Origin of the sequence: Sphingomonas sp. CFBP 8765, assembly GCF_014841445.1 — a bacterium.
Classification (GTDB): domain Bacteria; phylum Pseudomonadota; class Alphaproteobacteria; order Sphingomonadales; family Sphingomonadaceae; genus Sphingomonas; species Sphingomonas aerolata.
Map to the genome: position 1 here is coordinate 314595 of NZ_JACYTY010000002.1, position 25100 is coordinate 339694.

Annotated in this window: 23 protein-coding genes; 14 read left to right on the forward strand and 9 right to left on the reverse strand. The window is 68.6% G+C overall.

From position 1 onward, the window contains the following. Positions 1 to 1575 carry a lysine--tRNA ligase gene (locus tag IFT87_RS05990; protein WP_192007874.1) on the reverse strand — a complete coding sequence of 525 codons (1575 nt, stop codon included), beginning with the start codon at positions 1573 to 1575 and terminating at the stop codon, positions 1 to 3. Between the two features lie 57 nt (positions 1576 to 1632). Continuing rightward, the gene (locus tag IFT87_RS05995) at positions 1633 to 2142 is read right to left on the reverse strand and encodes an outer membrane protein assembly factor BamE (protein ID WP_031396395.1); all 510 of its coding nucleotides are present in this window, start codon (positions 2140 to 2142) and stop codon (positions 1633 to 1635) included. Positions 2143 to 2271: 129 nt separating this feature from the next. Between IFT87_RS05995 and IFT87_RS06000 the strand changes: the two genes are divergently transcribed. Both IFT87_RS06000 and IFT87_RS06005 read left to right on the forward strand, forming a co-directional pair. Next, positions 2272 to 2778 carry a ubiquinol-cytochrome C chaperone family protein gene (locus tag IFT87_RS06000; protein ID WP_192007875.1) on the forward strand — a complete coding sequence of 169 codons (507 nt, stop codon included), beginning with the start codon at positions 2272 to 2274 and terminating at the stop codon, positions 2776 to 2778. Then, complete coding sequence (locus IFT87_RS06005; RefSeq protein WP_031441776.1) at positions 2775 to 3299, forward strand: YceD family protein; 525 nt, start codon at positions 2775 to 2777, stop codon at positions 3297 to 3299. Before IFT87_RS06000 ends, IFT87_RS06005 begins: the two co-directional genes overlap by 4 nt. An 18-nt stretch (positions 3300 to 3317) precedes the next feature. Here IFT87_RS06005 and IFT87_RS06010 read toward each other — a convergent pair whose 3' ends face one another. Together IFT87_RS06010 and IFT87_RS06015 are read right to left on the reverse strand one after the other, a co-directional pair. After that, entirely contained in the window at positions 3318 to 3857 is a 540-nt protein-coding gene (locus IFT87_RS06010; protein ID WP_037531145.1) for a SixA phosphatase family protein, read from the reverse strand. Between the two features lie 10 nt (positions 3858 to 3867). Continuing rightward, the gene (locus tag IFT87_RS06015) at positions 3868 to 6597 is read right to left on the reverse strand and encodes an ATP-dependent DNA helicase (RefSeq protein WP_192008169.1); all 2730 of its coding nucleotides are present in this window, start codon (positions 6595 to 6597) and stop codon (positions 3868 to 3870) included. 305 nt (positions 6598 to 6902) lie between these two features. Between IFT87_RS06015 and IFT87_RS06020 the strand changes: the two genes are divergently transcribed. From IFT87_RS06020 to IFT87_RS06040, 5 genes are all read left to right on the forward strand, one after another. After that, a complete protein-coding gene (locus IFT87_RS06020) occupies positions 6903 to 8282 on the forward strand; it encodes a glycosyl transferase family protein (protein WP_192007876.1) in 1380 nt (459 codons plus the stop codon). Next, the gene (locus tag IFT87_RS20345) at positions 8248 to 9468 is read left to right on the forward strand and encodes a hypothetical protein (RefSeq protein WP_249403229.1); all 1221 of its coding nucleotides are present in this window, start codon (positions 8248 to 8250) and stop codon (positions 9466 to 9468) included. The genes IFT87_RS06020 and IFT87_RS20345 overlap by 35 nt, the downstream gene beginning before the upstream one ends. Before the next feature lie 43 nt (positions 9469 to 9511). After that, positions 9512 to 10426, forward strand: a complete 915-nt coding sequence (locus tag IFT87_RS06030; RefSeq protein ID WP_037529957.1) for a sulfite exporter TauE/SafE family protein — start codon at positions 9512 to 9514, stop codon at positions 10424 to 10426. A 38-nt stretch (positions 10427 to 10464) separates the two neighbouring features. Further along, on the forward strand, positions 10465 to 11184 hold the full coding sequence (locus IFT87_RS06035; RefSeq protein WP_052149151.1) for a TIGR02186 family protein: 720 nt from the start codon (positions 10465 to 10467) through the stop codon (positions 11182 to 11184). An 88-nt stretch (positions 11185 to 11272) separates the two neighbouring features. Beyond that, positions 11273 to 12964, forward strand: coding sequence for an ATP-binding protein (locus IFT87_RS06040; RefSeq protein WP_037529954.1), 1692 nt, complete (start codon positions 11273 to 11275; stop codon positions 12962 to 12964). A 43-nt stretch (positions 12965 to 13007) separates the two neighbouring features. On the opposite strand, the gene IFT87_RS06045 is transcribed toward IFT87_RS06040, so the two are convergent. Further along, the gene (locus IFT87_RS06045) at positions 13008 to 13652 is read right to left on the reverse strand and encodes a BLUF domain-containing protein (protein ID WP_052149150.1); all 645 of its coding nucleotides are present in this window, start codon (positions 13650 to 13652) and stop codon (positions 13008 to 13010) included. A 207-nt stretch (positions 13653 to 13859) separates the two neighbouring features. Beyond that, complete coding sequence (locus IFT87_RS06050) at positions 13860 to 15389, reverse strand: peptidoglycan DD-metalloendopeptidase family protein (RefSeq protein ID WP_192007877.1); 1530 nt, start codon at positions 15387 to 15389, stop codon at positions 13860 to 13862. 242 nt (positions 15390 to 15631) lie between these two features. On the opposite strand from IFT87_RS06050, the gene IFT87_RS06055 reads away from it, so the two are divergent. From IFT87_RS06055 to IFT87_RS06080, 6 genes are all read left to right on the forward strand, one after another. Continuing rightward, positions 15632 to 18124: a helicase-related protein gene (locus IFT87_RS06055; RefSeq protein WP_192007878.1), complete on the forward strand. Its 2493-nt coding sequence runs from the start codon at positions 15632 to 15634 to the stop codon at positions 18122 to 18124. Then, on the forward strand, positions 18117 to 18440 hold the full coding sequence (locus IFT87_RS06060; protein ID WP_042466606.1) for an RNA-binding S4 domain-containing protein: 324 nt from the start codon (positions 18117 to 18119) through the stop codon (positions 18438 to 18440). The genes IFT87_RS06055 and IFT87_RS06060 overlap by 8 nt, the downstream gene beginning before the upstream one ends. Before the next feature lie 214 nt (positions 18441 to 18654). Next, positions 18655 to 18996 (forward strand): ferredoxin FdxA, encoded by a 342-nt coding sequence (fdxA, locus tag IFT87_RS06065; RefSeq protein ID WP_031393648.1) that lies wholly within the window; start codon positions 18655 to 18657, stop codon positions 18994 to 18996. A gap of 218 nt (positions 18997 to 19214) precedes the next feature. Continuing rightward, on the forward strand, positions 19215 to 19748 hold the full coding sequence (locus IFT87_RS06070; protein ID WP_031393647.1) for a CarD family transcriptional regulator: 534 nt from the start codon (positions 19215 to 19217) through the stop codon (positions 19746 to 19748). A gap of 147 nt (positions 19749 to 19895) precedes the next feature. After that, the gene (locus tag IFT87_RS06075; RefSeq protein ID WP_037530038.1) at positions 19896 to 20627 is read left to right on the forward strand and encodes a head GIN domain-containing protein; all 732 of its coding nucleotides are present in this window, start codon (positions 19896 to 19898) and stop codon (positions 20625 to 20627) included. A 52-nt stretch (positions 20628 to 20679) separates the two neighbouring features. Further along, a complete protein-coding gene (locus IFT87_RS06080) occupies positions 20680 to 21372 on the forward strand; it encodes a GIN domain-containing protein (RefSeq protein WP_037530036.1) in 693 nt (230 codons plus the stop codon). A 9-nt stretch (positions 21373 to 21381) separates the two neighbouring features. Here IFT87_RS06080 and IFT87_RS06085 read toward each other — a convergent pair whose 3' ends face one another. Both IFT87_RS06085 and mgtE read right to left on the reverse strand, forming a co-directional pair. Then, entirely contained in the window at positions 21382 to 21798 is a 417-nt protein-coding gene (locus tag IFT87_RS06085; RefSeq protein WP_037530035.1) for a DUF1489 family protein, read from the reverse strand. A gap of 43 nt (positions 21799 to 21841) precedes the next feature. Further along, on the reverse strand, positions 21842 to 23251 hold the full coding sequence (gene mgtE / locus IFT87_RS06090; protein WP_031440994.1) for a magnesium transporter: 1410 nt from the start codon (positions 23249 to 23251) through the stop codon (positions 21842 to 21844). 108 nt (positions 23252 to 23359) lie between these two features. On the opposite strand from mgtE, the gene IFT87_RS06095 reads away from it, so the two are divergent. Next, complete coding sequence (locus tag IFT87_RS06095) at positions 23360 to 23815, forward strand: peptidylprolyl isomerase (protein ID WP_192007879.1); 456 nt, start codon at positions 23360 to 23362, stop codon at positions 23813 to 23815. Positions 23816 to 23997: 182 nt separating this feature from the next. On the opposite strand, the gene IFT87_RS06100 is transcribed toward IFT87_RS06095, so the two are convergent. Continuing rightward, entirely contained in the window at positions 23998 to 24882 is an 885-nt protein-coding gene (locus IFT87_RS06100; protein WP_037530034.1) for a LysR substrate-binding domain-containing protein, read from the reverse strand. Positions 24883 to 25100 lie beyond the last annotated feature (218 nt).

Genomic DNA, 25100 nt, shown 5'->3' on the forward strand with positions numbered 1-25100 from the left:
TCAGGCAGCGGGGCGGGCGAGCGCCTCCGCGATCAGCTTGCGCGAATTGTCGATCCCGTACAGCGCGATGAAACTGCCCATGCGCGGCCCCTGTTCGGAGCCGAGCAGCGTCTCGTACAGCGCCTTGAACCAGTCGCGCAGGGTCTCGAACCCGCCGGTCTTGCCGATCTCGTAGACGATGTTCTGCACATCCTCGGCGCTCGCATCGGCGGGCAGCGCGGCGAGTTCGGCATCGAGCCGCTCGAGCGCCGCGATCTCGACGCCTTCGGGTGCACGCCGCTTGAGCGTCGGCGCGACAAAATCGCGGCCGTACGCCAGCGCATGGTCGATCAGCTTGTCGAGCTCGGGATAGCTCTCCGCCGACGCATCGGGGACGTAATTCGCCAGATAGCCCCAGACCTGCGCCTTGCTCGCATCGCCCATCACGCCGACGAGGTTGAGCAGCAGCCCGAACGTCACCGGCAATTCGCCCTCGGGCAGCTTGCCGTCATGGATATGGTGGACCGGATTGCCGAGCTTCTGCTTCAGATCCTGGCCGGCATAATTGCCGCGGAACTGCCAATATTCGTCCACCGCGCGCGGGATCACGCCCATGTGCAGCGACTTGGCCTTTTTCGGCTCGCGATAGGCGTAGAACGCCAGCGATTCCTGCGGGCCATAGGTCAGCCACTGGTCGAGGCTGAGGCCATTGCCCTTGGACTTCGAGATCTTCTCGCCATTCTCGTCGAGGAACATCTCGTAGTTGAAGCCCTCGGGTGGGCGGCCGCCGAGCACGCGCGCGATCTTCGACGACTGCGTCACCGAATCGATCAGGTCCTTGCCCGCCATCTCGTAATCGACGCCGAGTGCGACCCAGCGCATCGCCCAGTCGACCTTCCACTGCAGCTTGGCCTTGCCGCCGAGCACGCTCTGCTCGATCCGCTGCCCATCATCCTCGAACGCGATCAGCCCGGCCTCGGCATCGATCACCTCGATCGGTACCTGCAACACGATGCCGCTGGTCGGCGAGATCGGCAGCACCGGCGAATAGGTCGCGCGGCGCTCGGCGCGGAGCGTCGGCAGCATCACGTCCTGGATGCCTTGGAAATGCCGCAGCACCCCCTTCAGCGCCTCGTCGAAGCGCCCGCTGGTGTAATATTCGGTCGACGACGCGAACTCGTAATCGAAGCCGTAGCGGTCGAGAAATTCGCGCAAAATCGCGTTGTTGTGCGCGGCAAAGCTCGAATGGGTGCCGAACGGATCGGGGATCTGCGTCAGTGGCTTGCCGAGATGCGTGGCGAGCATGTCGCCATTGGGGACGTTGTCGGGTACCTTGCGCAACCCGTCCATGTCGTCCGAAAACGCGATCAGCCGGGTCGGCGTGTCGCTCAGCGCGTGGAAGGCGTTACGCACCATCGTCGTGCGCAGCACTTCGTTGAATGTGCCGATATGCGGCAGGCCCGACGGGCCATAGCCGGTCTCGAACAGGATCGGCGCGCCCTGCTTGCCCTGCGGATAGCGCTTGAGGAGTTTGCGCGCCTCCTCATACGGCCAGGCTTTGGATTCCAGGGCGGCGGTGCGGAGCTCGTCGGTCATGCCCCGCGCCCTAGCGCGAAGGTACGAGTCTGCAAAGTCCGCGACCGCCCGGTAGCGTTAGGGCCGCGTGCGGCCCGTACCCGTATTGGCGCCACCGCCGCCGCCCGTGCCGGGGGCACCGACCGAGCCGATATTGCCGAACAGATCCTGGAAGAAGCCGCGCTGGCGACCCAGCGTCGGCGTCGTCTTGCCATCGGGGCTGATCGAGGCGACCTGATCGAGCCCGCCGCGACGGATCGCGGTGACGGTGCCCTGCTGGTCGAAGCTGATCTGCAGCGTGATCTGCGCGTTCGGGCGCGGGTTGCGGAATGCCAGGTTGCGGCTATCGCGTGCCAGATAATACCAGTCACCCTGGTCGAACTGCCCCGCGAGCGTCGGCTTGCCGAGCGTCTGGAGCACCGACTGACGGTTGTCGACGCCAGGCTGGACCGAGTTGACGAGGTCGACATCGACCACATAGCCCTGATGCGAGCGAAGCTGCGTGCAGCCTGCGCTCGTCAGGCCGACGAGCGCGAGCGCCGCGACGCTGGCCGTACGGCGTGTCAGGCGGAATGAAAGGACGCTCATATACTCTCCCGGGGCGGGGTCACGCGATACTGGCGGCAGCACGATTGCATCGGCCGCGGATCGCCTCGATATGCGAGGTTGCGCAGGCAAACAAGCCGCCGCGCATTGGCGACGGGAAGGCGACAGGATTTGGGCTGGTTCGGCAGGCTATTGGGCGAGAAGCACGACGAGGCGCTGCCACTTTATACCGCGGTCGTGCAGCGCGCGCGCGCGGAGCACTGGTATCGCGACGGGCAGGTGCCCGACACGGTCGACGGCCGCTTCGACATGATCGCCGCGGTCCTCGCGCTCGTCATGCTGCGGATGGAATCGGAGCCGTCGGGGGGTGAGCCCGCCGCGCGACTCGCGGAACGCTTCGTCGACGACATGGACGGGCAGCTGCGCGAGCTCGGAATCGGCGACATCATTGTCGGCAAGCATATCGGCCGGATGATGAGCATGCTCGGCGGGCGGCTCGGCGCCTATCGCGACGGACTTGCCGCGGGCGATCTCGACGCGCCGCTGGTCCGCAACCTCTATCGCGGCGATCCGCCCGCGCCCGCAGCGCTCGCGCATGTCCGCACGGCGCTCACCGACTTCCTCGCCGCGCTCGCCGGCGTCCCGCTATCAACCCTACTCGCCGGAGAGCTGCCATGACCCCCGAATTCAGCCGCCCCGAGCGACTCGACACGATCGGCGAGCGCGATCGCAGTGTGACCTTCGCCGCGACGCCCGAGGAACGCCGCAAGCTTGCCGCGCGGTTTGCGATCCTGTCGGTCGACCTGCTCGAGGCGCGCTTCACGATCCGTCGCGACACGAGCGGGATCGTCGCCAAGGGGCATGTGACGGCTAAGGTCGTGCAGGCCTGTTCGGTGACCGACGAACCGCTCACCGCGACGATCGACGAACCTGTCGCGCTGCGCTTCGTCGATGATTTCGGCGCGGTCGACGGCGAGATCGAATTGTCGGACGATGCGCTCGACACCGTGCCGATCGATGGCGGTGCGGTCGATCTGGGGGAAGCGGCGGCCGAGACGCTCGCGCTCGCGCTCGATCCCTTTCCCCGCGGCCCCAATGCCGCGGCCGCACTGCGCGCCGCCGGGGTGATCAGCGAGGACGAATATCAGCCGGTCAACGCGTTTTCGGGGCTGAAGGCGAAGCTCGAGGGCAAGGGCTGACAAGTCCGGCCCGACGCGTCAGTCCGCGTCGGGCCCCAGCGTCGGATCGAGATCGCGCGGCCGCACGAAGCGGGTGAACCGCGCCGATCCGCTCGTCAGATCGTCCCAGTCGTCAATGTCGAACTGCAGCTCGGCAAGACTCGCGGTCGGATATTTGTCCTCGACCGCGTCGCGGAACGGGTGGGTCACGTCGGGGGTCAGCAGCAGGACCAGATCCTCAAGCCCCGGATTATGCCCGATCACCAGCGCGCGATCGACGGCGCGCGGCAGGTCGCGGACGAGGTCGAGGATCGTCCCCGCCGACGCCAGATACAGCCGCCGGTCCCAGTCGGGTGCCAGCGTGCGTCCATAGCCCGCGACGATCTCGTCGAGCGTCTCGACGACACGGACCGCGGGCGAGGCGATGACATGGTCGAACGCGAGCGACAGCGTGCGCATCTGCCGCCCGATGATCGTCGCGGCGCGGCGGCCCTTGGCGTTCAGCGGCCGGTCGAAATCGCGCGAGACCGTGTCGTCCCAGCCCGACTTGGCATGGCGCAGCAGCGTCAGCGTCTTCATGGCTCGGGCGTCATGATAAGGGTCCTCGGGCCGGTTCGCCCGCCTCATGCCTCAAGGCGGCGCGTGAGGAAAGCCGTGCCGCGACTCGGGTCACCGCTTCGTCGAGTGTGACGCGCGTCACCGGCACACCCGGCGGGAAGGCGCTCAGCAGGCGCGACGGCATCGCCGCGGACAGCATGACGAACGCGCCCGAATCGTCCGCACGCCGGATCAGCCGGCCGAACGCCTGTGCCAGCCGCGCGCGGATCAGCCGGTCGTCATACACGGCGCCACCACCCGCAAGCCGTCGTGCGGCATGCAGCACGGTCGGCTTGGGCCAGGGCACGCCCTCCATCACCACGAGCCGCAGCGATTCGCCCGGCACGTCGACCCCGTCGCGCAGTGCATCGGTGCCGAGCAGCGACGCGCCCGGGTCATCGCGGAAGATATCGACCAATGTGCCGGTATCGATCGGATCGACATGCTGCGCGAGCAGCGGCAGCCCTTCGCGCGCCAGCCGGTCGGCGATCCGGCCATGCACGCCGCGCAACCGGCGGATCGCGGTGAACAGCCCGAGCGTCCCGCCGCGCGAGGCGACGATCAGCCGGGCATAGGCGTTGGCCAGCGCGCCCACATCGCCGCGTTTGACGTCGGTGACGATCAGCACCTCGGCCTGTGTCGCATAGTCGAACGGGCTGAGCGCGGCGAACCGCGCGGCCGGGCGGGTGAGATGCGGTGCGCCGCTGCGCGCCTCGGCGATCTGCCAGCCTTCCTCCGCGCTGCCGCCCCCGGTCAGCGTCGCCGACGTGACTAATGCGCCATGCGCGGGTTTAAGTACGACCTCCGCAAACGGGCGGGTCGGGTCGAGCCAGCGGCGGTGCAGCCCGATATCGAATTCGCGTCCCTCGACCCGGTCGACCGCGAGCCAGTCGACGAAATCGGCATCCGCGGGCCCGCCGACCCGCGCCAGCAGCGAAAGCCAGGCCGCCACCGTCTCGGCGCGCCACCCGATCGACGCGATCGCGCCCTCGACGCGTGCGCGCGCCGGCCCGTCGAGCCAGTCGGGCGCCTCGCTCAGCACCGCCTCGAGCCGCCGGCCGAGCGTGACCAGCGGACGCACCAGCGCGTCGAGCGCGGCCGCGGCAGGTGCGGCGGCGTCGATCAGCGTCGGATCGGGTTCGGCGAGTTCGGTCTCGAGCCCATAGCCGGCATCGCCCGGCTGTTCGGCGCGCGCATAGGTCAGCCCGCGGACCGCGGCGAGCAGCTCCTCGATCGGCCCGAACGGCGCCCCCTCGCCGATCCGCTGCAGCCAGCCCTCGCTCGCCAGCGCGCCGGCCGCGGCCACCGCCTCGCCGATCGCGCGATTGCCGGCCTCGTCATAGCTGGCGAGATCGGACAGGCGTGCGGCCAGTCCGCGCCGCCGCCCCCGGCTGCTGCCCTCGGGACCGATGATCCAGCGGCGCAGCTCGATCGTCTCGCCGCCGGTCAGCGCGGTCGCGAACATCGAATCGGCGGCGTCGAAGATGTGATGACCCTCGTCGAAGACATAACGCGTCGGCCGCGTCGCGAGTTCGCGTCCGCGTGCTGCGTTGACCATGACCAGCGCATGGTTGGCGATGACGATGTCGGCATCGGTCGAGGCGCGTGCCGCACGTTCGATGAAGCATTTGCGGTAATGCGGGCAGCCGGCATAGACGCACTCGCCACGCCGGTCGGTCAATGCGGTCGATCCGTTGCGCCGGAACAGCGTCGGCAGCCAGCCGGGCAGGTCGCCGCCGACCATGTCGCCGTCCGCGCTATACGCGGCCCAGCGCGCGACGAGCTGCGCGAGCACCGCCGCCCGTCCCGCAAACCCGCCCTGCAACGCATCTTCGAGGTTCAGCAGGCAGAGATAATTCTCACGCCCCTTGCGCGTGACGACCTTGGTTCGGCGGACCGCGGGATCGGGAAAGAGCCGTTCGGTCTCGCGCCCCAGCTGGCGCTGCAGCGCCTTGGTATAGGTCGAGATCCAGACCGCGCCGCCCGCCTTTTCCGCCCAGATCGAGGCGGGGGCGAGATAGCCGAGCGTCTTGCCGATCCCGGTCCCCGCCTCCGCCAGCACCAGATTGGGCGAATCGCGCACCGCCCGCGGCGCGAACGCAGCCGTCGCCGCGGCGGCATAGGCGCGCTGCCCCGGCCGTTCCTCCGCGCCATGCCCGGTCAGGTCGTCGAGTCGCGCCTCGGCATCGCCGGGCTCGATCGCGATCGTCCGCGGCGCGGGGCGCGGGGCCTGCTCCTCCCATTCGGGCAGTTTCGAAAACAGCCAGCGTTCGTTGACCGCCGGCTTGGCCAGCCGTTCGGCGACCACGGGCGCCCAGGGCCAGCGTAACCGGTAAAGCGACTGCGCCGCGGTCCAGGCCCCCTCCCGCTCGGGCCAGTCGGCCGCGTCGGTCAGCGCCAGCATCGCCTCGGCCGCGCGCAACAGGAACGGCGCGACCTCGGCATCCTCGGTCGGCAGGTCGAGACCGGTGACGCGGGCGATGCCCTTCGGCGTCGGCACGGCGAACTGCGCCGGGCGCAGGAACGCATAGAGTTCGAGCAGGTCGAGCCCCGACAGATCGGCATAGCCCAGACGCTGGCCGATCAGCGCGGCGTTGAGCAGTATGACGGGCGTGTCGGCAGCGATCCGGATCGCTTCGCCACGCCCGATCCCGCGCGTCTCGCCACCCTGTGCGACCCAGATGCCGCCATGGCTGGCGTGAAGGGCGGGGTAGGCAAGCACGTTGCCGACCGTGCGCGATGCGGAACGAATTGGCAACCTCGCCGTGCCGAAAAGCGCAATACCGACTTGTACGTGGGTCTCGTCGGTGATGAGGAGCCGTCCCCGCCCTGCCGAACAGACGCTGAGTCGCGCACCGGGCAGCGTGGCAGGCGATGTTTATTCGGTGCAAATTTCAGCATCGGTCGGCGGACGAGCCAAGTCATTCCAATATTCTGACGATCGGTCGGCCGACACCTGTCCGAAACGGATCATGTTTGGTCCGTTACGGCGGGGACAGCGGATAGTCTTGGCCGGGGAGAGGGCCGATGAGCGAGTCGCTGGGGATCATCGATATCATCGTGCGCGAGGCGGTGGCATTTGCTGCGGTCGGCTTGCTGATCGGCGGCATCGATGACCTCCTGGTCGACATCGCATTCTTTTTCTGGAAAATCTGGCGCGGACCGTCGACCTTGCCGGGCATGCACGCGCTGCCCACGCCGTCGGAGCCCGGCCGGCTCGCGGTGTTCGTGCCGGCCTGGGACGAGGTGGCGGTAATCGGCGCGATGCTGTCGGCGGCGGTGGCGCGGTTCGACCATGACGATTACCGCATCTTCGTCGGCCTCTATCCGAACGACCGCGCGACGATCGACGCCGCGGCGCGCGTGGCCGCACGCGATCCGCGAATCCGCCTGGTCATTGGCCAGCGCGATGGGCCGACGACAAAGGCGGACTGCCTCAACACGCTCTGGCATGCGCTGCGCCGCGCCGACGATCGCGACGGGCGGCGGACCAAGGCGGTCGTGCTGCACGATGCGGAAGACGTTGTGCACCCGCTCGAACTGCGCGTGTTCGATTCGCTGATCGACCATTATGCCGTCGTGCAATTGCCCGTCCTGCCGCTCGTCAAGCGCGGCTCGCGGCTCGTGTCGGGGCATTATGCCGATGAGTTCGCCGAAGCGCATATGAAGCAGCTGGTCATCCGTACCGCGCTCGGTGCGGGGATGCCGCTGGCGGGGACGGGGTGTGCGATGTCCACCGCGATCCTCGGTACCGTGGCGGCGACCCGCGACGGCGATCCGTTCGACGCGTCCAGCCTGACCGAGGATTATGAGCTCGGGCTGCGGATCGCCCAGCTCGGCGGGGCCGGACGGTTTGCCCGCATCGTCGACGATGCGGGCGCGCTGATCGCGGTGCGGGCGTTCTTCCCGGCGACCTTCGACGCCGCCGTCCGGCAAAAGGCGCGCTGGATGACCGGGATCGCGCTGGCGGGCTGGGACCGGACCGGCTGGGCTCGTCCGCAGGCACTGGCCGATCACTGGATGCGGATGCGCGACCGGCGGGCGCCGCTCAGCATGGCCGTGCTGGCCGCCGCCTATGTCGGGCTGACCGCCTGGGTCCTGACGTTCCTGGTTCATGCGATGGTCCCCGCCGCGCAGGGCTGGCCGGCGATGCCGGTCGTCTGGCTGGCGGGGGCGAATATCGGGCTTCTCCTGTGGCGGCTCGGCATGCGGATGGCCTTCACCGCGCGCATCTACGGCTTGGCCGAGGCATTCTGGTCGCTGCCCCGCTTCGTCGTCGGCAATGTCATCAGCCTGATCGCCGCGCCGCGCGCCGTGGTCCGCTATATTGCGATGCTGCGCGGCGCGGCGCTGGTCTGGGACAAGACCCGGCATGAATTTCCCGATCTCCGATCGTCGGGAGGGTGAGCGGGGCGCGCACGCTGCGCCACGGGTGAAGGGCGGGCGGCCGCTCCGTTTTCTCGCGGCGGCGCTCGGCGGATGGGTCGCGATGCGGATCCTGGTGCTGTCGCCCTATGCGGCGGGGGTGCTGTCGCCCGGCGAATCTGGCAGCCTGCAGCGTCCCACTGTCGCGGCGGGGAGGCGGCACGATCGGCAAGCTTCGCCCGCAGCCCGCGCCGTGGGTATCGCCACTACCGACCATCGTCGCGCCACCGACGATGCGAACATCACTGCTGCCGCAGCCGACCGGCCCGACCGGCGTGTCACGCCGTCGCGACCGCCCTACTGGACCATCGGGCATGGTGCCCACGCGTCGCGCAGCCATGCCCGCGCCGCGCCGGTGCTCGCCGCGGTCATCCTGAACGCGCGTGCTCGCCCCGCTGACGTTCGCGCGAGGCACGCCGCAGATCGTGACGTCGAATTCACTATGGACGTCCAGCCCGACCTTGCGCCCGACCGGCAGGGCCGGATCGCGATGCTCCCGCCGCTCGGTCCGGCTGCGATCGGCGCGACCCGTGCAACTTCGCACGCGCCGCTGAGCGTCAGCGGCTGGCTGCTCGCGCGCGGTGGCGCGTCGGGTACGGTATCGGGGGGGCAATTGGGCGCATCGCAGGCGGGGGTGCGGGCCGTCTACGGAATCGACCCATCGCGGCGGCTCGGGCTGACCGCGCGGCTCGCCGCGCCGCTCGAGGGACGCGGACGCGAGGCGGCCCTCGGCATCGAATGGCGGCCGACCCGCTGGCCCGTCCGTCTGATCGCTGAGCAGCGCTTCGTGCTCGACGGGGGCCGCGGCGGCCCGACGGTCGGCGTGATCGCGGGCTACGGCCCCGCCGAGATCGCACCCGGCGCGCGGATCGAGACCTATGGTCAGGCAGGGGCGATCGTGCGCGACGGGGTCGAAGGGTTCGTCGACGCCGCTGCGCGCCTGACGCACGGCGTCGCGGAACGCGGCAGGCTCCGCCTCGACGTGGGGGTCGGCGCATGGGTGAGCGCACAGCGGGGCGCGGCACGGGGCGATCTTGGCCCGTCGCTCGGCCTAGCAGCGCCGCTCGGCCGACGATCTGTCCGTCTCGCGCTCGACTGGCGCCAGCGTATCGCCGGCACCGCCCGCCCCGGCTCGGGTCCCGCACTCTCGGTCGGCAGCGACTTCTAGCCGGCCGCTAGCCCCCGCGGCCGGTTTGCGTATAACGACGCGCGTGGACCTGTATCTTCCCATCGCAAACCTGTCGGTCAATGCGCTCGTCATCATCCTGCTCGGCGGCGGTGTCGGGCTCCTGTCGGGGATGTTCGGGGTCGGCGGCGGCTTTCTGACGACGCCGCTGCTGATCGTCTATGGCATCCCGCCGACCGTCGCCGCCGCCTCGTCCGCGAGCCAGGTTACGGGGGCGAGCGTGTCGGGCGTGTTCGCGCATTTCCGCCGCAACGGCGTCGATGTGAAGATGGGCGGCGTCCTCGTCGCAGGCGGCATATTGGGCGCGTTCTTCGGCGCCTGGCTGTTCCGGCTGCTCCAGCAGAGCGGCCAGATCGATACCGTGATCGCGATCGTCTATGTCGTCATGCTCGGCTCTATCGGCGGCATGATGGCGAGCGAATCGATCGGGACGATCCGCCGCGCGCGGACCGGCCGCCCCGCCAAGCCGCGCAAGCGACGCCATCACCCGCTGGTCGCCGCGCTGCCGCTGCGCACGCGATTCTACGCCTCGGGCCTGTATATCTCGCCGCTCGCGCCGTTGCTGCTCGGCTTTTCGACCGGGATCCTGACCATGTTGCTGGGGATCGGCGGCGGGTTCATCCTGGTACCGGCGATGATCTATCTGCTCGGCATGGCGACGTCGGTGGTGGTCGGAACCTCGCTGTTCCAGACGCTGTTCGTCACCGCGGTGGCGACGATGGTGCATGCGACGACGACCAAGGCGGTCGACATCGTGCTGGCCGGGCTGCTGCTGATCGGCTCGGTCGTCGGGGCGCAGATCGGTGCGCGGTTCGCGACCAAATTCCGTCCCGAATATCTCCGTCTCGGGCTCGCCGTGATGGTGCTGCTCGTCGGCGCACGGATCGTGCTCGGGCTGGTGTGGCGGCCCGAGGAGATCTTCTCGGTCACGCTGTCGTGAAGCCCGGCGCGCCGCTCCTCCTGCTCGCGCCGCTGCTGATGGCGCAGGCCAAGCCGGTGCTCGTCCCCGACGTGTCGCAGCGCAATATCGAAATCGCCTACAGCTTCACCGGCGCCGAACTGCTGCTGTTCGGCGCGATCCTCTATCCCGGCGGGCGCCTGCCGAGCGGCGAGAGTCCCACCGACATCGTCGTCGTCGTCAAGGGGCCGACCCAGTCGATCGTGATGCGCGAGAAGGAGAAGGTCGCCGGCATCTGGGTCAACACGTCGCGGCTGCGCTATCGGTCCGCGCCCAGTTTCTATGCGATCGCCTCGTCCAAGCCGATCGGGCGGCTGGTCGACGACCGCACCCGGGCGATCTACGAACTCGGCCTCGACAGCCTGCAATTGTCGCCCGCGTCGAGCGCGCCGATTCCGACGCAGGACCGGTTCCAGCGCGGCCTGGTCGACCTGAAACGGCGTGCCGGGCTGTATTACGAGGCGCCGGGCGCAGTCGAGATCACCGATGACGTGCTGTACCGCGCGCGGGTTTCAGTGCCCGCGCGCGTACCGGTCGGGCGCTTCACCGCGGAAACCTTCCTGATCCGCGACGGCCGTGTGCTGGCCGCGGCGGTGCGCGACATCGACATCCGCAAATCGGGGTTCGAACGCTTCGTCGCGCGCGCGGCCGACCGGTCGGCGATCGCCTATGGCCTGGTCGCGGTCTTTCTCTCGATCTTTCTCGGTTGGGCGGCCGGCTGGATCGCGCGCCGGGTCTGAGGCGCGCGAACGCTCACGCATTCTTTACCCGTGCGCGGCATGGATGCGGACATCTGGCAAAAGCCGGAGGATCGAGGACCGACCGCCTATGACCGACATGCCCGCCGCCCATCTGTTCCAGCGGGCGATTGCCGCCGCGGCGATCGTGGACGGCGCGGGGCCGGACGCACACCCGGGGGGACAGGCCGACGTCCCGATCGGCGTCATATCCGCGATCGCCGGTGCCAGCAGCCGGGTCCTGCTCGACCGGACCGCGATCGCGCCGCTGCTCGCGCACTCCGACGCGGTGCTGGCCGCCGCCGGCCAGGTCGGCAGCCAGGTCAAGATCCGGGTCGGCACGTCATGGATCATCGCCAATGTCCGCTCGCTCGCGCTCGAGGCGGCGATGGGCAGCGTCATCGCGGGCGAGATCGATTTCCTTGGCGAGGGGGACGAGGACCGGGCGACCGGCGCGTTGTACGGATTCCGCCGCGGCGTGACGCGCTATCCCATGCCGGGCTGCGAGGTGTTCGCGGTCACGACGCGCGACCTGCGCGAGGTCTATGCCGCCGAGGACCGCGCGAACATCGCGATCGGTACCGTCTATCCGACCGCCGACGTTCCCGCCGCGCTGTATGTCGATGCGATGCTGGGCAAGCATTTCGCGCTCGTCGGCTCGACCGGCACGGGCAAATCGACCGCCGCCGCGCTGATCCTGCACCGGATCTGCGATCTCGCGCCGCAGGGGCATATCGTGATGATCGACCCGCACGGCGAATATGCCGCCGCCTTCGGCACGAACGGCGCGATCCACGACGTGTCGAACCTGCAAATGCCCTATTGGCTGATGAACTTCGAAGAGCATTGCGAGGTCTTCCTGACCAGCACCGGGGAACAGCGCCAGTTCGATGCGGACATCCTCGCCAAATGCCTGCTCGCCGCCCGCGCCAAGAGCCGGCTCGGCCAGGCGATCGCAAAGCTCACGGTCGACGCGCCGATCCCCTATCTGCTCAGCGACCTGACCGGGATCATCAGCCTCGAAATGGGCAAGATGGACCGCGCCGGCGACACCAGCCCCTATCTGCGGCTCAAGGGCAAGATCGACGAGATCAAGGCGGATCCGCGCTATGGCTTCATGTTCTCGGGGATGCTCGTCGCGGACACGATGGCGGCGTTTCTCCAGCGGATCTTCCGCCTGCCCGGCGACGGCCGGCCGATCTCGATCATCGACGTATCGGGCGTGCCGTCGGACATCACCGCCGTCGTCGTCGCGATGCTCGCGCGGATGACGTTCGACTTCGCGATCTGGTCGCGCAACGAGCCGCAGCGACCGATCCTGCTCGTCTGCGAGGAGGCGCATCGCTACATCCCGAACGATCGTCAGGCGGAAAGCTCGGTCGGGCGGATCCTCGGACGGATCGCCAAGGAGGGTCGCAAATACGGCGTTTCGCTCGGGTTGATCACGCAGCGCCCGTCCGATCTGGCGGAAGGCGTCCTGTCGCAGTGCGGGACGATCGTCGCGATGCGGCTCAACAACGAACGCGATCAGGCCTTTGTCCGCGCGGCGATGCCCGAGGGCGCACGCGGCTTTCTCGAATCCATCCCCGCGCTGCGCAATCGCGAGGCCATTATCTGCGGGGAGGGCGTGACGATTCCGATCCGCGTCGCGTTCGACGATCTCGAGGATACGCGCCGCCCCGCCTCGAGCGATCCGCTCTTCTCGGCGCTGTGGCGCGATGTCGGCGGCGAGGAGCAGATCATCGACCGGACGATCCTTAAATGGCGCGCGCAGGGCAAGTGAGCCGGCTGTCGGTCGTCGTGGCGGGAGCTAATCGCGGCGGCGCCTAGGCGGCGTAGTCAGTTTCGGTGATCTCGTTGTCCGCCATCAGCCGCAGCCGGTTGATCAGGCGGCATGCGATCTCCGACTTGCCGGGCCCGTTCGGGGTGGCGAGCATCGGGATGAGCTGCTGGTCGACGAACGTGTCGGGACCCGAATAGGCCAGTGAAAAGCGCCGGAACCCCCGGTCGAGGCCGATCATGTCCGTGATGATCGTCACGTCGCTATGGCGCCGGTCGGCGCTCAGCCGCGCGAGCAGATTGGAGATCGCCGGATCCGGTCCCTCGACCAGCTGGACGAAGTGCAGATCGGTGATGATCAGCGCGCCGGTGATGCCGGCCTGTGCGTTCCGCGCGCTGGACTCGTTGACGATCTCCATCAGCGCGCGCTGATCCATCGCGATATCGGGCTTGATCTTGCTCAGATACAGCACCGTCCGCAAGGCCGGCACGGGCGTCGCGCGGGCGGGCCGGATCGCGGTGACGGGTGTCGGGCGCGGTTGCGGCTGGCTGGCACCGCGCAGGGCCCAGTCCTGCTCGCGGCGCATCGCGCGTCCCGGAACATAGCCCTGGATCGAAATGAGCCGTCCGGTCGCGGTCGAGGAGAGCCCTGTCTGCATGATCGTCACATATCCGGTAAAGCGATGGTGCATCCCGCCTAGCATGGTGCATGACAGCACTGTAATATCGTAGAATTACGAACCGGACTTTAGTATGGGCGCCGCATCCGTGATCAGGATCGACAGCGGCCTAGTCTGCGCGAATTCGAAAAGATGATCGATCAATAGTGCGCGCAGTTGGTACGGCCATCTGCGGGGACTCGACGCCGGTTGCAGACACGTACGGCGCGGCGCGCGTCGCTAGGTGCCGGTGCGGACCGCGAGCAGGCGGGCGACCCGCGCCTTGAACGCGCGCAATGCCGGGCCGGACAGCTGTGCCGCGCTCGCCAGCGATACCGATCGCGGATTGATCGCGCCGCCGTTCCTCCACACTTCCCAGTGGAGATGCGGCCCCGTCGACATACCGGTCGAGCCGACATAGCCGATGACCTGGCCCTGGCGTACGCGCGTGCCCGATGCGACCGCGATCCGGCTCATATGGCCATAGCCGCTCGCCAGACCGCCGCCGTGGACGAGCTTGACGAAATTGCCATAGCCGCCGGTCCGGCCCGCGAAGCTCACCACCCCGTCGGTCATCGCGTGGATCGGCGCGCCCCGCGGCGCCCCGATGTCGAGTCCCTTGTGCATCCGCGTGAAGCCGAGCAGCGGATGCACGCGCAGGCCGAAACCGGACGTGATGCGGCCGATCACCGGCATGCCCGACACAGCGCGGCGTTCGGTCTGGCCATTGGCGTCGAACCAGCCGCCGCGGCCAGCGTCGTCACCCTCTACCGCGTCCGGATCCGCCTGTGGGTCGGTCGTGGTGGTCGGTGCGAAGCGGACGAGTTGCAGCGTGCGCCGTCCCTGGTCGATCCCGGCGAACAGCAGCGCGCCGATCCGCGTTTCCCCGGTCGCGGCGCGTTCGCGGGCGACGATCAGGTCGAAACGGTCCGTGGCGCTGACGTCGCGCCCGATCGACAGCCGTGTCGCGATCGCCTTGATATAGGTCTCGACCGCCTTGGCGGACACGCCGGCGGCGCGCATCGACCGGTACAGGCTCGATCCGGCAAGCCCCTGGATCCGCAGCGGGGTGCGGTCGACCGCGATCGCCGTGCGCGTCATCGCCAGACCCGCTGCGGTGCGGTGCAGCGACACGTCCAGGTCGAACCGCGCGCGCACCGCGAGCGAGTCGAGTGGGCGCGCGACCGTGCGATCCGCGCGCCGGCCCAGCGTCAGCGCGATCCGCGTGCCCGCCGGGATCGCGCCGGGATCGACCGTCTGCGCGATCAGCGCCGATGCAGCACTGGCGTCACGCCGGCTGACGCCCGCGCGGATCAGGACCCGGTCGAAGGCATCGCCCTGACCCAGTGTCGCGGCAAGGTCGACGCTCGGCCGTTCGGGTGCCTGCGCGAGCGGTACGACAAGGTCGTTCGCCGCCATCCGCCGCCCCGTATCCGCGCCCTGGCCGAGCGGCGCGATCGCCAGTGCCCGCGCCTGCTCGCGTGCCGAACCGGCCAGCGGTGCCGGGACGCCGCCGGTCAGCGGACGAAAGCCGGGGGCGAGCATGACGGTCGCGGCGCACAGCGCGGTGCAGGTCGCGAGGCCGCGCCACCAGACGGCGCTGCCGATCGCGCTGCCCAGATCGGGCACCCAGTCGATCCGCGTCGCGGCGTTGTGCAACCGCGTGATGCCCCGGGGAAGGGCGCCGGAACCGGTGGCGGCGGCGCGCCCGAACCCCCGGGCGTCGATGCCGCCCGCCAGCCCCAGCTCCTGCTCCGTCCCTAGATACACGTCGCGCACCTCGTGGCCCAAATTCCTGGCGCACATTTCCGGCCAGGCTCGCCGTTCCCCCCGGCGCGGGTCGGAGTCCTGTGCAGCAAGGGTCCTAAAGTCAAATTAACCCGCCGCACGCCCGCCACGCGTGGCGACGAGGCGTGGTGCGGCGGGGGCGGACGGAAACCCGTGCGCGGAATACGGCGAACTTGTCCTGCCGGTCATTGCGCCGCGCGACCTTACGCCCGATGTTCTGGGCTATGAGTGACGATGTGTCCGGCGGCGTGACCGCGGTCCTGGGGCCGACCAACACAGGCAAGACGCACCTCGCGATCGAGCGGATGTGCGCGCATTCCAGCGGCATGATCGGCTTCCCGCTGCGGCTGCTGGCGCGCGAGGTCTATGACCGCGTCGTCGCGATCAAGGGCGCGAACCGCGTCGCGCTGGTCACCGGCGAGGAAAAGATCATGCCGCCCGATGCGCGCTGGCTGCTCTGCACCGCCGAATCCATGCCCGACCGCGACGTCGCGTTCGTCGGGCTGGACGAGGCGCAGCTGGGCGCCGATCCCGAACGCGGCCATGTCTTCACCGACCGGCTGCTGCGTGCCCGCGGACGCGAGGAGACGATGATCCTAGGCTCCGAGGCGCTGCGACCGATGATCAAGGCGCTCGTGCCCGGGGCGGAGATCGTCAACCGCCCGCGTTTCTCGACGCTCACCTATGCGGGCGCCAAGAAGATCAGCCGCCTGCCCAAGCGCTCCGCGATCGTCGCCTTCTCGGCCGAGGAGGTCTATGCGGTCGCCGAGATGCTCCGCCGGCTGCGCGGTGGCGCCGCGGTGGTGATGGGCGCGCTGTCACCCCGGACCCGCAACGCGCAGGTCGCGATGTTCCAGGCGGGCGAGGTCGATTATCTCGTCGCCACCGACGCGATCGGCATGGGGCTCAACATGGACGTCGCGCATGTCGCGTTCGCCAGCCTCAACAAGTTCGACGGCAAGCGCCAGCGTCGCCTGACCGTCGCCGAGATGGCGCAGATCGCGGGCCGCGCCGGGCGACACCAGCGCGACGGCACGTTCGGCGCGCTGTCCGACGACGGGCCGGGCGCGTTCCTTCCCGAAGAGGTGCTCGCGATCGAGGAGCACCGCTTTCCCCGACTCGAAAATCTCTACTGGCGTCAGGGCGAACCCGATTTCGCCAGCATCGACGCGCTCGTCGCGAGCCTCGAGGCGCGTCCGCCCGCGGGCGTCCTGCGCGCCGCACCCCAGGCGCTCGACCTCGGCGTGCTCAAGCGGCTCGCCGAGGAGGGCTGGGTGCGCGAACGGACGCGGCACCCGAAGATGGTCGCACGGCTCTGGGCGGCGTGCGGCATCCCCGATTTCCGCAAGGTCGGGCTCGACCCGCATGCGCGCTTTGTCTCGCGCGTGTTCGGGCATCTCAGCGAGGGGCGGGGGCATATCCCGCACCAATGGTTCGCCGACGAGATCGCGCGGCTCGACACCGTCGCGGGCGACGTGCCGGTGATCGCGGGCCGGATCGCGGCGACGCGGATCTGGGCCTATATCGCGCAGCGGGCCGACTGGCTCGCCGAGCCCGCGCACTGGGCCGCGCGCACCGCCGCGCTCGAGGAGCGCCTGTCCGACGCGCTCCATGCCAGCCTGACGCAGCGCTTCGTCGACAAGCGCACGACCGCGCTGATGCGCCAGATCGGTGCGGACGCCGCGTCGCTCCCCGTCGTGATCGGTCCGGAGGGCGAGGTGATGGTCGAGGATCATCCGATCGGCCGGCTCGACGGCTTCCGCTTCACCGTCGCCGCCGACGCGCGCGCCAGCGACAAGCGCCTGCTGCTCGCCGCCGCCGAAAAGCGGCTGGCGGGCGAACGCACGCGCCGCGGCCAGTCGCTCGTCGATGCGCCGGATGCGGACATCGCGCTCGACGAGTCGGCGCAGATCGTGTGGGCGGGGCATCCGGTCGCCCGTCTCGGCGCCGGCCCGTCCTTCGCCCGCCCGAAACTGATCCTCGATCGCGCGCTCGACTGTCTCGACAAGGCGGCGCGCGAGCGGATCGAGACGCGCCTGTCGCGCTGGCTCGCGGCGATGCTCAAGCGGCGGCTCGCGGTGCTTGTCGATCTTGCCGCGCTCAGCCGCGACGCGGACGCGACCCCGGCGTTGCGCGCGGTCGCCAGCGCGATCGAGGAAGCGGGCGGGATCCTGCCCCGCCTGCCGATGCGGCTCGCGCTCGAGGCGGTCGATCCCGACGAGCGCAAGCGGTTGCGCAAAATCGGCATCATGATCGGTGCGCTCGACCTGTTCGACGTCCGCCTGCTCAAGCCCGAGCCGGCGCGCTGGCGCCGTATCCTCGCTGGCGTCCGCGGCGCGGTGATCACTGCGCCACGCGACGGGGCGACCGTGCTCGCGCGCGGCAGTGATGGCGCGACGCTCGAGGCCGGGTTTCGTCCGCTGGGGCTTCAGGCGGTGCGCGTCGACCTGATCGAGCGTATCGCCCGCGCCGCGCATGATTCGCGTACCGGCCGCGCACCGTTCGCGCCCGACCCGGCGCTCGCGACCTCGATCGGGCTCGAGCCTGCGTCGATCGAGCGGCTGATGGCCGAGCTCGGCTTCAAGGCGCTGGCGGGCGACACGCCGCGTTGGGTCTGGCGCGGCCGCCCGCCCGCGCGCGCGGTCCCTGCGACGCCGATCGACCCGTCGCGGCAGAACGCGTTTGCCGGGCTTGCCGCACTGGTCCGCCATGGGTGAAGGCGCGATGCGGATCGATCGGTTCCTGTGGTTCGTCCGGCTCGCCAAGACGCGCAGCGCGGCCCAGGCGATTGCCGAGAAGGGGCATCTGCGAATCGACGGCCGCGCGATCGACCGCGCACACTGTCCCGTCCGGATCGGCAACGTCCTCACCTTCGCCGCCAACGACCGCGTCCGCGTGATCCGCATCGAGGCACTGCCGACACGCCGCGGTCCCGCCCCCGAAGCGCAGGCGTGCTATCAAGACCTGATCGCCGGCCAGACCCCCGCCGGCACCGAAGCGGACGACGTCGCACCACCCCGCCCGTCATCCTGACGAAAGTCAGGATCCAGGATACCAAAGGACAGCGTCTCATTGCCTTGGATCCTGACTTTCGTCAGGATGACGGCGTGGTTTGGGCGGAGGCGGTCGGAGGCGGCAAAGCCTGATAACGTCTCGCAGAAGGCTTGCTATGATTGACGCGACGGGCCTGCGCGCATAGTCGCAGGCCGTTCGTCGCCGGGAAGGAATCCGGCCCAGGAGTTCTGCAATGACCTACGTCGTCACCGATGCCTGCATCCGCTGCAAGTACATGGATTGCGTGGAAGTGTGCCCGGTCGATTGCTTCTATGAGGGCGAGAACATGCTGGTGATCAATCCCAGCGAGTGCATCGACTGCGGCGTGTGCGAACCCGAATGCCCCGCCGAGGCGATCCTGCCCGACACCGAGAGCGGGCTGGAGCAGTGGCTCGAACTCAACACGACCTTCTCTGCGCAGTGGCCCAACGTCACTCGCAACGACAACCAGACGCCCCCCGACGCGGACGCGATGAAGGGCGTTGAGGGCAAGTTCGACAAGTATTTCTCGCCCGAGCCCGGCGCCGGCGACTGAAAATCGCACGAAATTCGTGTCTTTATGGCGGATTGGGGCACGAGGGCTGTCACGATCGGCTGGTAATTTTGTTGCAAAGATGGTAATTGGGTCCGTGACGGGCGCGATATGTCAAGTCGTCCGCCTGGAGTATGTTCGAACCCTATTCCTCCACGGTGCAATCCGGCGAACGCGTCGCTGTGGCACCGCGTGGAGGCATTGATCCGGAAAGGCCCCCAATGGCTGCCAAGGCACTGTCCTTCGACGTCGGTGATTTCGTCGTTTACCCAAAGCACGGAGTCGGCCGTGTGATCGAGCTGCAACGCTCGGAAATCGCCGGCATGACGCTCGAACTTTACGTCCTCCGTTTCGAGAAGGAGCGCATGACGCTCCGCGTTCCGACCAACAAGGCCGAAAGCGTCGGCATGCGCAAATTGTCTTCGGACAAAACGATGCGCGAGGCGATGGACACGCTCAAGGGCAAGCCCAAGGTCAAGCGCACCATGTGGTCGCGCCGCGCGCAGGAATATGAGGCGAAGATCAATTCGGGCGACCTCGTGTCGATCGCCGAAGTGGTCCGCGACCTGTTCCGCGCCGACGACCAGCCCGAGCAGAGCTATTCCGAGCGTCAGATCTTCGAAGGTGCGACCAGCCGTCTCGCCCGCGAACTCGCCGCGATGGAAGAGATTGATGAGCCCAAGGCGCAGGAGAAGATCCTCGACATCCTCCGCGCCGCCGCCGCGATCTACAACAAGGACAAGCTGCCCGCCTGACCGCTGGCGCTCCGTTCGATGACGCAAGGGCGGTCCCGCGGGGCCGCCCTTTTGCGTTTCTGGTCCGTCGGCCGACGACCACCACGGATTCCGCTTCCGCCTCTCGCCGATAGGGTGTATTGTTTGTGCAATACACGGGAGGATGCCATGAAGTATCTCGCGCTCGGTCTGATGATGCCGCTTGCTGCCTGCTCGTTCAGCTGGTCGGGAGACGATGACGGGGCGGGGGCATCGCCGAGCGGCACCGGCACGACCCGCACCTATATGGTCAGCGATTTCAGCTCGATCGACCTGCGTGGGGCGAGCGATGTCGATGTGCGCGTGGGAACTGGCTTTTCGGTGCGTGCGCAGGGGCCTGCCGAGGCGCTCGACCGGCTGACGATCGAGCGGGACGGCGACACGCTCGAGATCGGGCGGCGCAAGGGCGTCAATCTCAACTGGGGGCGATCGGGCAAGGTCAAGGTCTTCGTCACGTTGCCGCGGCTGGCGGGGGCGACGATATCGGGATCGGGGGACATGACCGTCGACCGGGTCGAGGGAACGCGATTCGCGGCTGATATCGCGGGCTCCGGCAGTCTGGGGGTCGCGGCGGTGAAGGTCGACGACCTCGCCGTCGCGATCGCGGGCTCGGGCAGCGTCTCAGCGGCGGGATCCGCGCGGGCGCTGGCGGTCGAGATCGCCGGCTCGGGGGATGTCGACGCAGCCGGGCTCAAGGCCCGGTCCGCGCGGGTCGAGATTGCCGGCTCGGGCAGCGTCCGCGCGGTCGTCGATGGTCCAGCCACCGTCGACATGATGGGGTCGGGCGATGTCGACCTGGGCAGCGCCGCGCGGTGCACCGTGTCCAAGATGGGCTCCGGCTCGGTCCGCTGCGCACCGTGATCCGCTGCGCGCGCGGCTTGCGTCGGTGCGTCGAAGCGGCAACGATCGCGCCATGATCCGTTTTCTTGTCCTGCCGCTCCTGTTTGCCTGTCCCGTCGCCGCGGCCGCGGCCGATCGTAGCGTATCGGTGGGCAGCTTCGAGCGGGTCCGGATCGACGGTCCGTTCGACGTGCGCCTCGTCACGGGATCGCCCGGCGCAAAGGTCGCGGGGGATCCGCATGCGACCGAGGCGGTCGAGATCCGCGTCGACGGCGCGACGCTGTCGGTCCGGCGGAGCACGAGCCGCTGGGGCGAACGCCCCGAGACGGGGGCGCAGCGCCCGGTGATCGTGACGCTGTCCACGCCGCGTCTCGCCTTTGCCAGCGTCGTGGCGGGGGGGCGGCTGACGATCGATCGCATGAAGGGGATGCGGCTGGATCTCGCGGTCAGCGGTGCGGGCAGCCTTGCGGTGAACGATGCGCAGGCGGACCAGCTGAACGCCACCGTCATCGGCACCGGGCGGATGACGCTGGCAGGGCGCAGCGCACGTGCACGTCTGACCGTCAGTGGTCCGGGGCTGATCGACGCGACCGCACTGGCTGTCGATGATCTCGTCGTCATGCAGGACGGCGTCGGCGAAACCCGCGCCTCGGCGCGCCGCACCGCGCAGGTGACGAACGGCGGTGCGGGCTCGGTCACGGTCGCGGGCACCGCCGCCTGCACGGTCCGCGCCGCCGCCACCGGCCCGGTGATCTGTGGCCGCTAACCGCGCAGGCTAGATCAGCGCGAGTTCGGCGAGCTTGGTCATCAGCGCGGGCGGCATGATGTCGAGCCCGGTCGCGTCGCCGCCGAGATCGAGCGGCGCATCCGCCCCCTCGAGATACCGCCACCCCTGATGCGCGCGTTTCGGCCGCGCCTGAACGAGCACCAGTTTGGGGTCGATATGGATCGCGACTCGTCCGCCCTCCGCCTCGCCAAAGCCCAGGATCGGCGAGCGCGCGATCAGCTGGTGCTTCAGGATCCAGTACATCGAGCCGCCTTCGCCGACCGGCCCCGCCACCTCCTCGTGTCGCTTGGGCAGGTAGCGGGTGGTGAGAAACACGGGGCCCTCCTCACCGCGCAGCCGCAGGCGCTCCGCCAGATGGTCGACGCTGTCCGCGCCGAACGCGACTTTGGTGAGGTGAAGCGGCATCCGTCTGGAAATGGGCGCTAATCCGCGCCAGTCAACCGGAGCGTCAACCGTGCAGCCCCCACAGGCTGGCAAGGCCGAGGAACGAGAAGAACCCCATCGTATCGGTCATCGTGGTCACGAATACCGCCGACGAGACCGCGGGATCGATCCGGAACTTGTCGAGCGTGATCGGCACCAGCACGCCGGAAAGCCCTGCGGTGATGTTGTTGGTCAGCATCGCCGCGGCGATCACGATCGACAGGTCGGTGTTGCGGAAGATCACATAGGTGCCAAGCCCGATCAGCGTGCCCAGCATGACGCCATTGGCGGTGGCGATCCGGAATTCGCGGACGATCATCCGCTTGGTGTTCGAACTCGTCAGCTGGTTGGTCGCGAGCGCGCGGACCACGACCGCGAGCGTCTGCGTCCCGGCATTGCCGCCCATCCCCGAGACGATCGGCATCAGCACCGCAAGCAGAGCGAAGCTCGCGATCGTCCCCTGGAACAGCCCGACGACCGACGATGCGACCATCGCGGTGCCCAGATTGACCACCAGCCAGGTGAAGCGCGTCCGCACCGTCAGCCGGATCGGTTCGTTGATGTCGCCGTCGCCAGCCCCTGCCAGACGCAGCGTATCCTCGCCCGCCTCTTCGGAAATGATGTGGACGATGTCGTCGACGGTGATCATGCCGACCAGCCGGCCGCCATGATCGACCACCGCGGCGGAGATCAGCGCATATTTCTGGAAGCGGAGCGCCACCTCTTCCTGGTCCATGTCGACCGGGATCAGCGTCTGTTCGCGCTTCATCACATCGGCCATTGCGATCCCGCGCGGCGTGCGCAGCATCCACGACAGCTGGCACGTGCCGATCGGCTTGTGCGCGGGGTCGACGACGAAGATTTCCCAGAAATCGGTCGTCAGCTCCTCGTGACCACGCAGATAATCGATCGCGTCGCCGACGGTCCAGTGCTCGGGCACCGCGATCAGCTCGCGCTGCATCAGGCGGCCCGCGGACTCCTCGGGGTAGCTCAGCGCCTCCTCGATCGCGGCGCGATCGTCGGGATCGAGCGCGCGCAGCACCGCGCGCTGCTCGTCCTCGTCCATGTCCTCGATGATCGCGACCGCGTCATCGGTATCGAGTTCGGAGGCAAGGTCGGCGACCTGGTGCGGCTCGAGCGCATCGATCAGATCCTCGCGGACATAATCGTTCATCTCGGCGAACACGTCGCCGTCGAGCAGATCGGTGACCGCGCGCGCCAGCGCCGCGCGATCCTCCTGCGGCGTCAGCTCGAACAGATCGGCGATGTCGGCGGGGTGCAGCGGCTCGACCAGCGCGCGTGCCGCCGCATTGTCGCCGTCCTCGACCGCGTCGAGCACGGCGCGGACGAATTCGGGCCGCAACCGGTCGTCGCGATCGAGCTGCGTTTCGGGCTGGGTCTCGGTTTCGACCTCGGGAAGCTCGAGTTCGCTCATGGCTGCCTCCCTTAAAAGCGTGCGCTTGGGCCCTAACGCGCTGCGCATGCATTTGCCAGTCGCGGGGTGGATCCCTATCTGCCGCGCATCAATTCAGGAGAAGACCCAATGGCCGATACCCCCGAAACGCTGACGCTGACCCTCGACGGCGGTGACGTGACGATCAAGCTGCGCCCCGATCTGGCCCCGAAGCATGTCGAGCGCATCGTCGAGCTGGCCAATGACGGCTTCTATGACGGCGTCGTGTTCCACCGCGTGATCCCGGGCTTCATGGCGCAGGGCGGCGATCCCACCGGCACCGGCATGTCGGGCTCGGACAAGCCGAACCTCAAGGCGGAATTCTCGGCTGAGCCGCATGTCCGCGGCGTGTGCTCGATGGCGCGCACCAACCAGCCCGACACGGCGAACTCGCAGTTCTTCATCGTGTTCGACGACGCGCGCTTCCTCGACAAGCAGTACACCGTCTGGGGTGAAGTCACCAACGGCATGGAGCTGATCGACGCGCTCCCCAAGGGCGAGCCGCCGCGCGCACCCGGCAAGATTGTGAAGGCAAGCGCAGCCTGAGCTGAAGACTGCACCGGCGCAGCCAAGCTGCGTCGGAGACAGTCGAAGCCGGCCGGCGGAGCAAAGCTCCGTCCGACGGCGCGGCTTAGCCCCGACGCGCTTCAAGTCAGAAGCGCGTCGCGGTTGCTACCCTGACCCTCTCTCAACCGTACATCCGGTATCCGAGCGGAGGCTGTGCCTTGCTAAACTTCCGCCAGCGTCTTGATCAGCCAGTCGTGGAACAGCTTGACCGGCTTGGCCTGCAATGCGCGCGGGCGGCAGACGAACCAATAGCTGTACGGGCTCTCCACCTCGATTTCGAACAGCCGCACGAGCCGCGGATCGTTCGCATCCTCGAAATGGCTGGCATGCATGAACGCGACGCCCAGCCCTTGCGCCGCCGCTTCGAGCATCAGCGCCCCCGAATCGAAATGATCGATCGCCAGCGGCTCGATATCGTCGAGCCCCGCAGCCGTCCGCCAAGCGGTGAACGTATCCGTCATGTCGCGGTGGACCAGCGCGGTCAGCGTCGAGAGCTGTTCGGGTCGGGTGATCGGATCGGCGCGGTCGAGCAGGGTGCGCGCACCGATCACATAGACCGAATTGCGATCGAGCCGCCGCGCATAGAAGGCCGGATCGATCTCGCGCGACAGCGCGATCACCGCGTCCAGCCCGTCGCCCAGCCGCGATACCAGATGCGCCGCGGTATCGATGTCGAGATGCAGTTCGGGATGCGACGCGCGCAGTTCGCCGAGCCGCGGGAACAGCTTCTGCGACGCATAGAGCGGCAGGATGCCCAGCCGCAGCCGCAGCACCTCGGTCGTGCTGGTCATCGATTCGACGGCATCCGACAGCGAATCGAGCACCGGTGCGATCTGCGCGAGCAGGCGTTCCCCGTCCGCATTCAGCACCATCGCCTGGTGCCGCCGCGCGAACAGTGGCTTGGCGATGAAGCGCTCAAGGCTCTGCACGCGCCGGCTGAGCGCGGGCGCGGACAGCGCCAGATCCTCCGCGGCGGCCTTGATCGAGCCCAGCCGCGCGACCTGGACGAACGCCTCGATAGCCCCGAGTGGCGGCAGCCTCCGCATGATTCCTCCCCGACTCCCTTATCCGACTCGATGCATGTGATCCGCATCATTGGCCGCATTGAAGCCTACGATTGCAGTTAGCGCAATCGTAGCGGATCCATTCGCACTTGCAACATGAACCGCCTCGACGCAAAAAGACCTCGCCTTTCAGGCATCCTCTCCTAAAAACTTTCATGGGCTGGCCTTCATTGGCCGGCCCTTTTTTTGTCTTTTCAAGT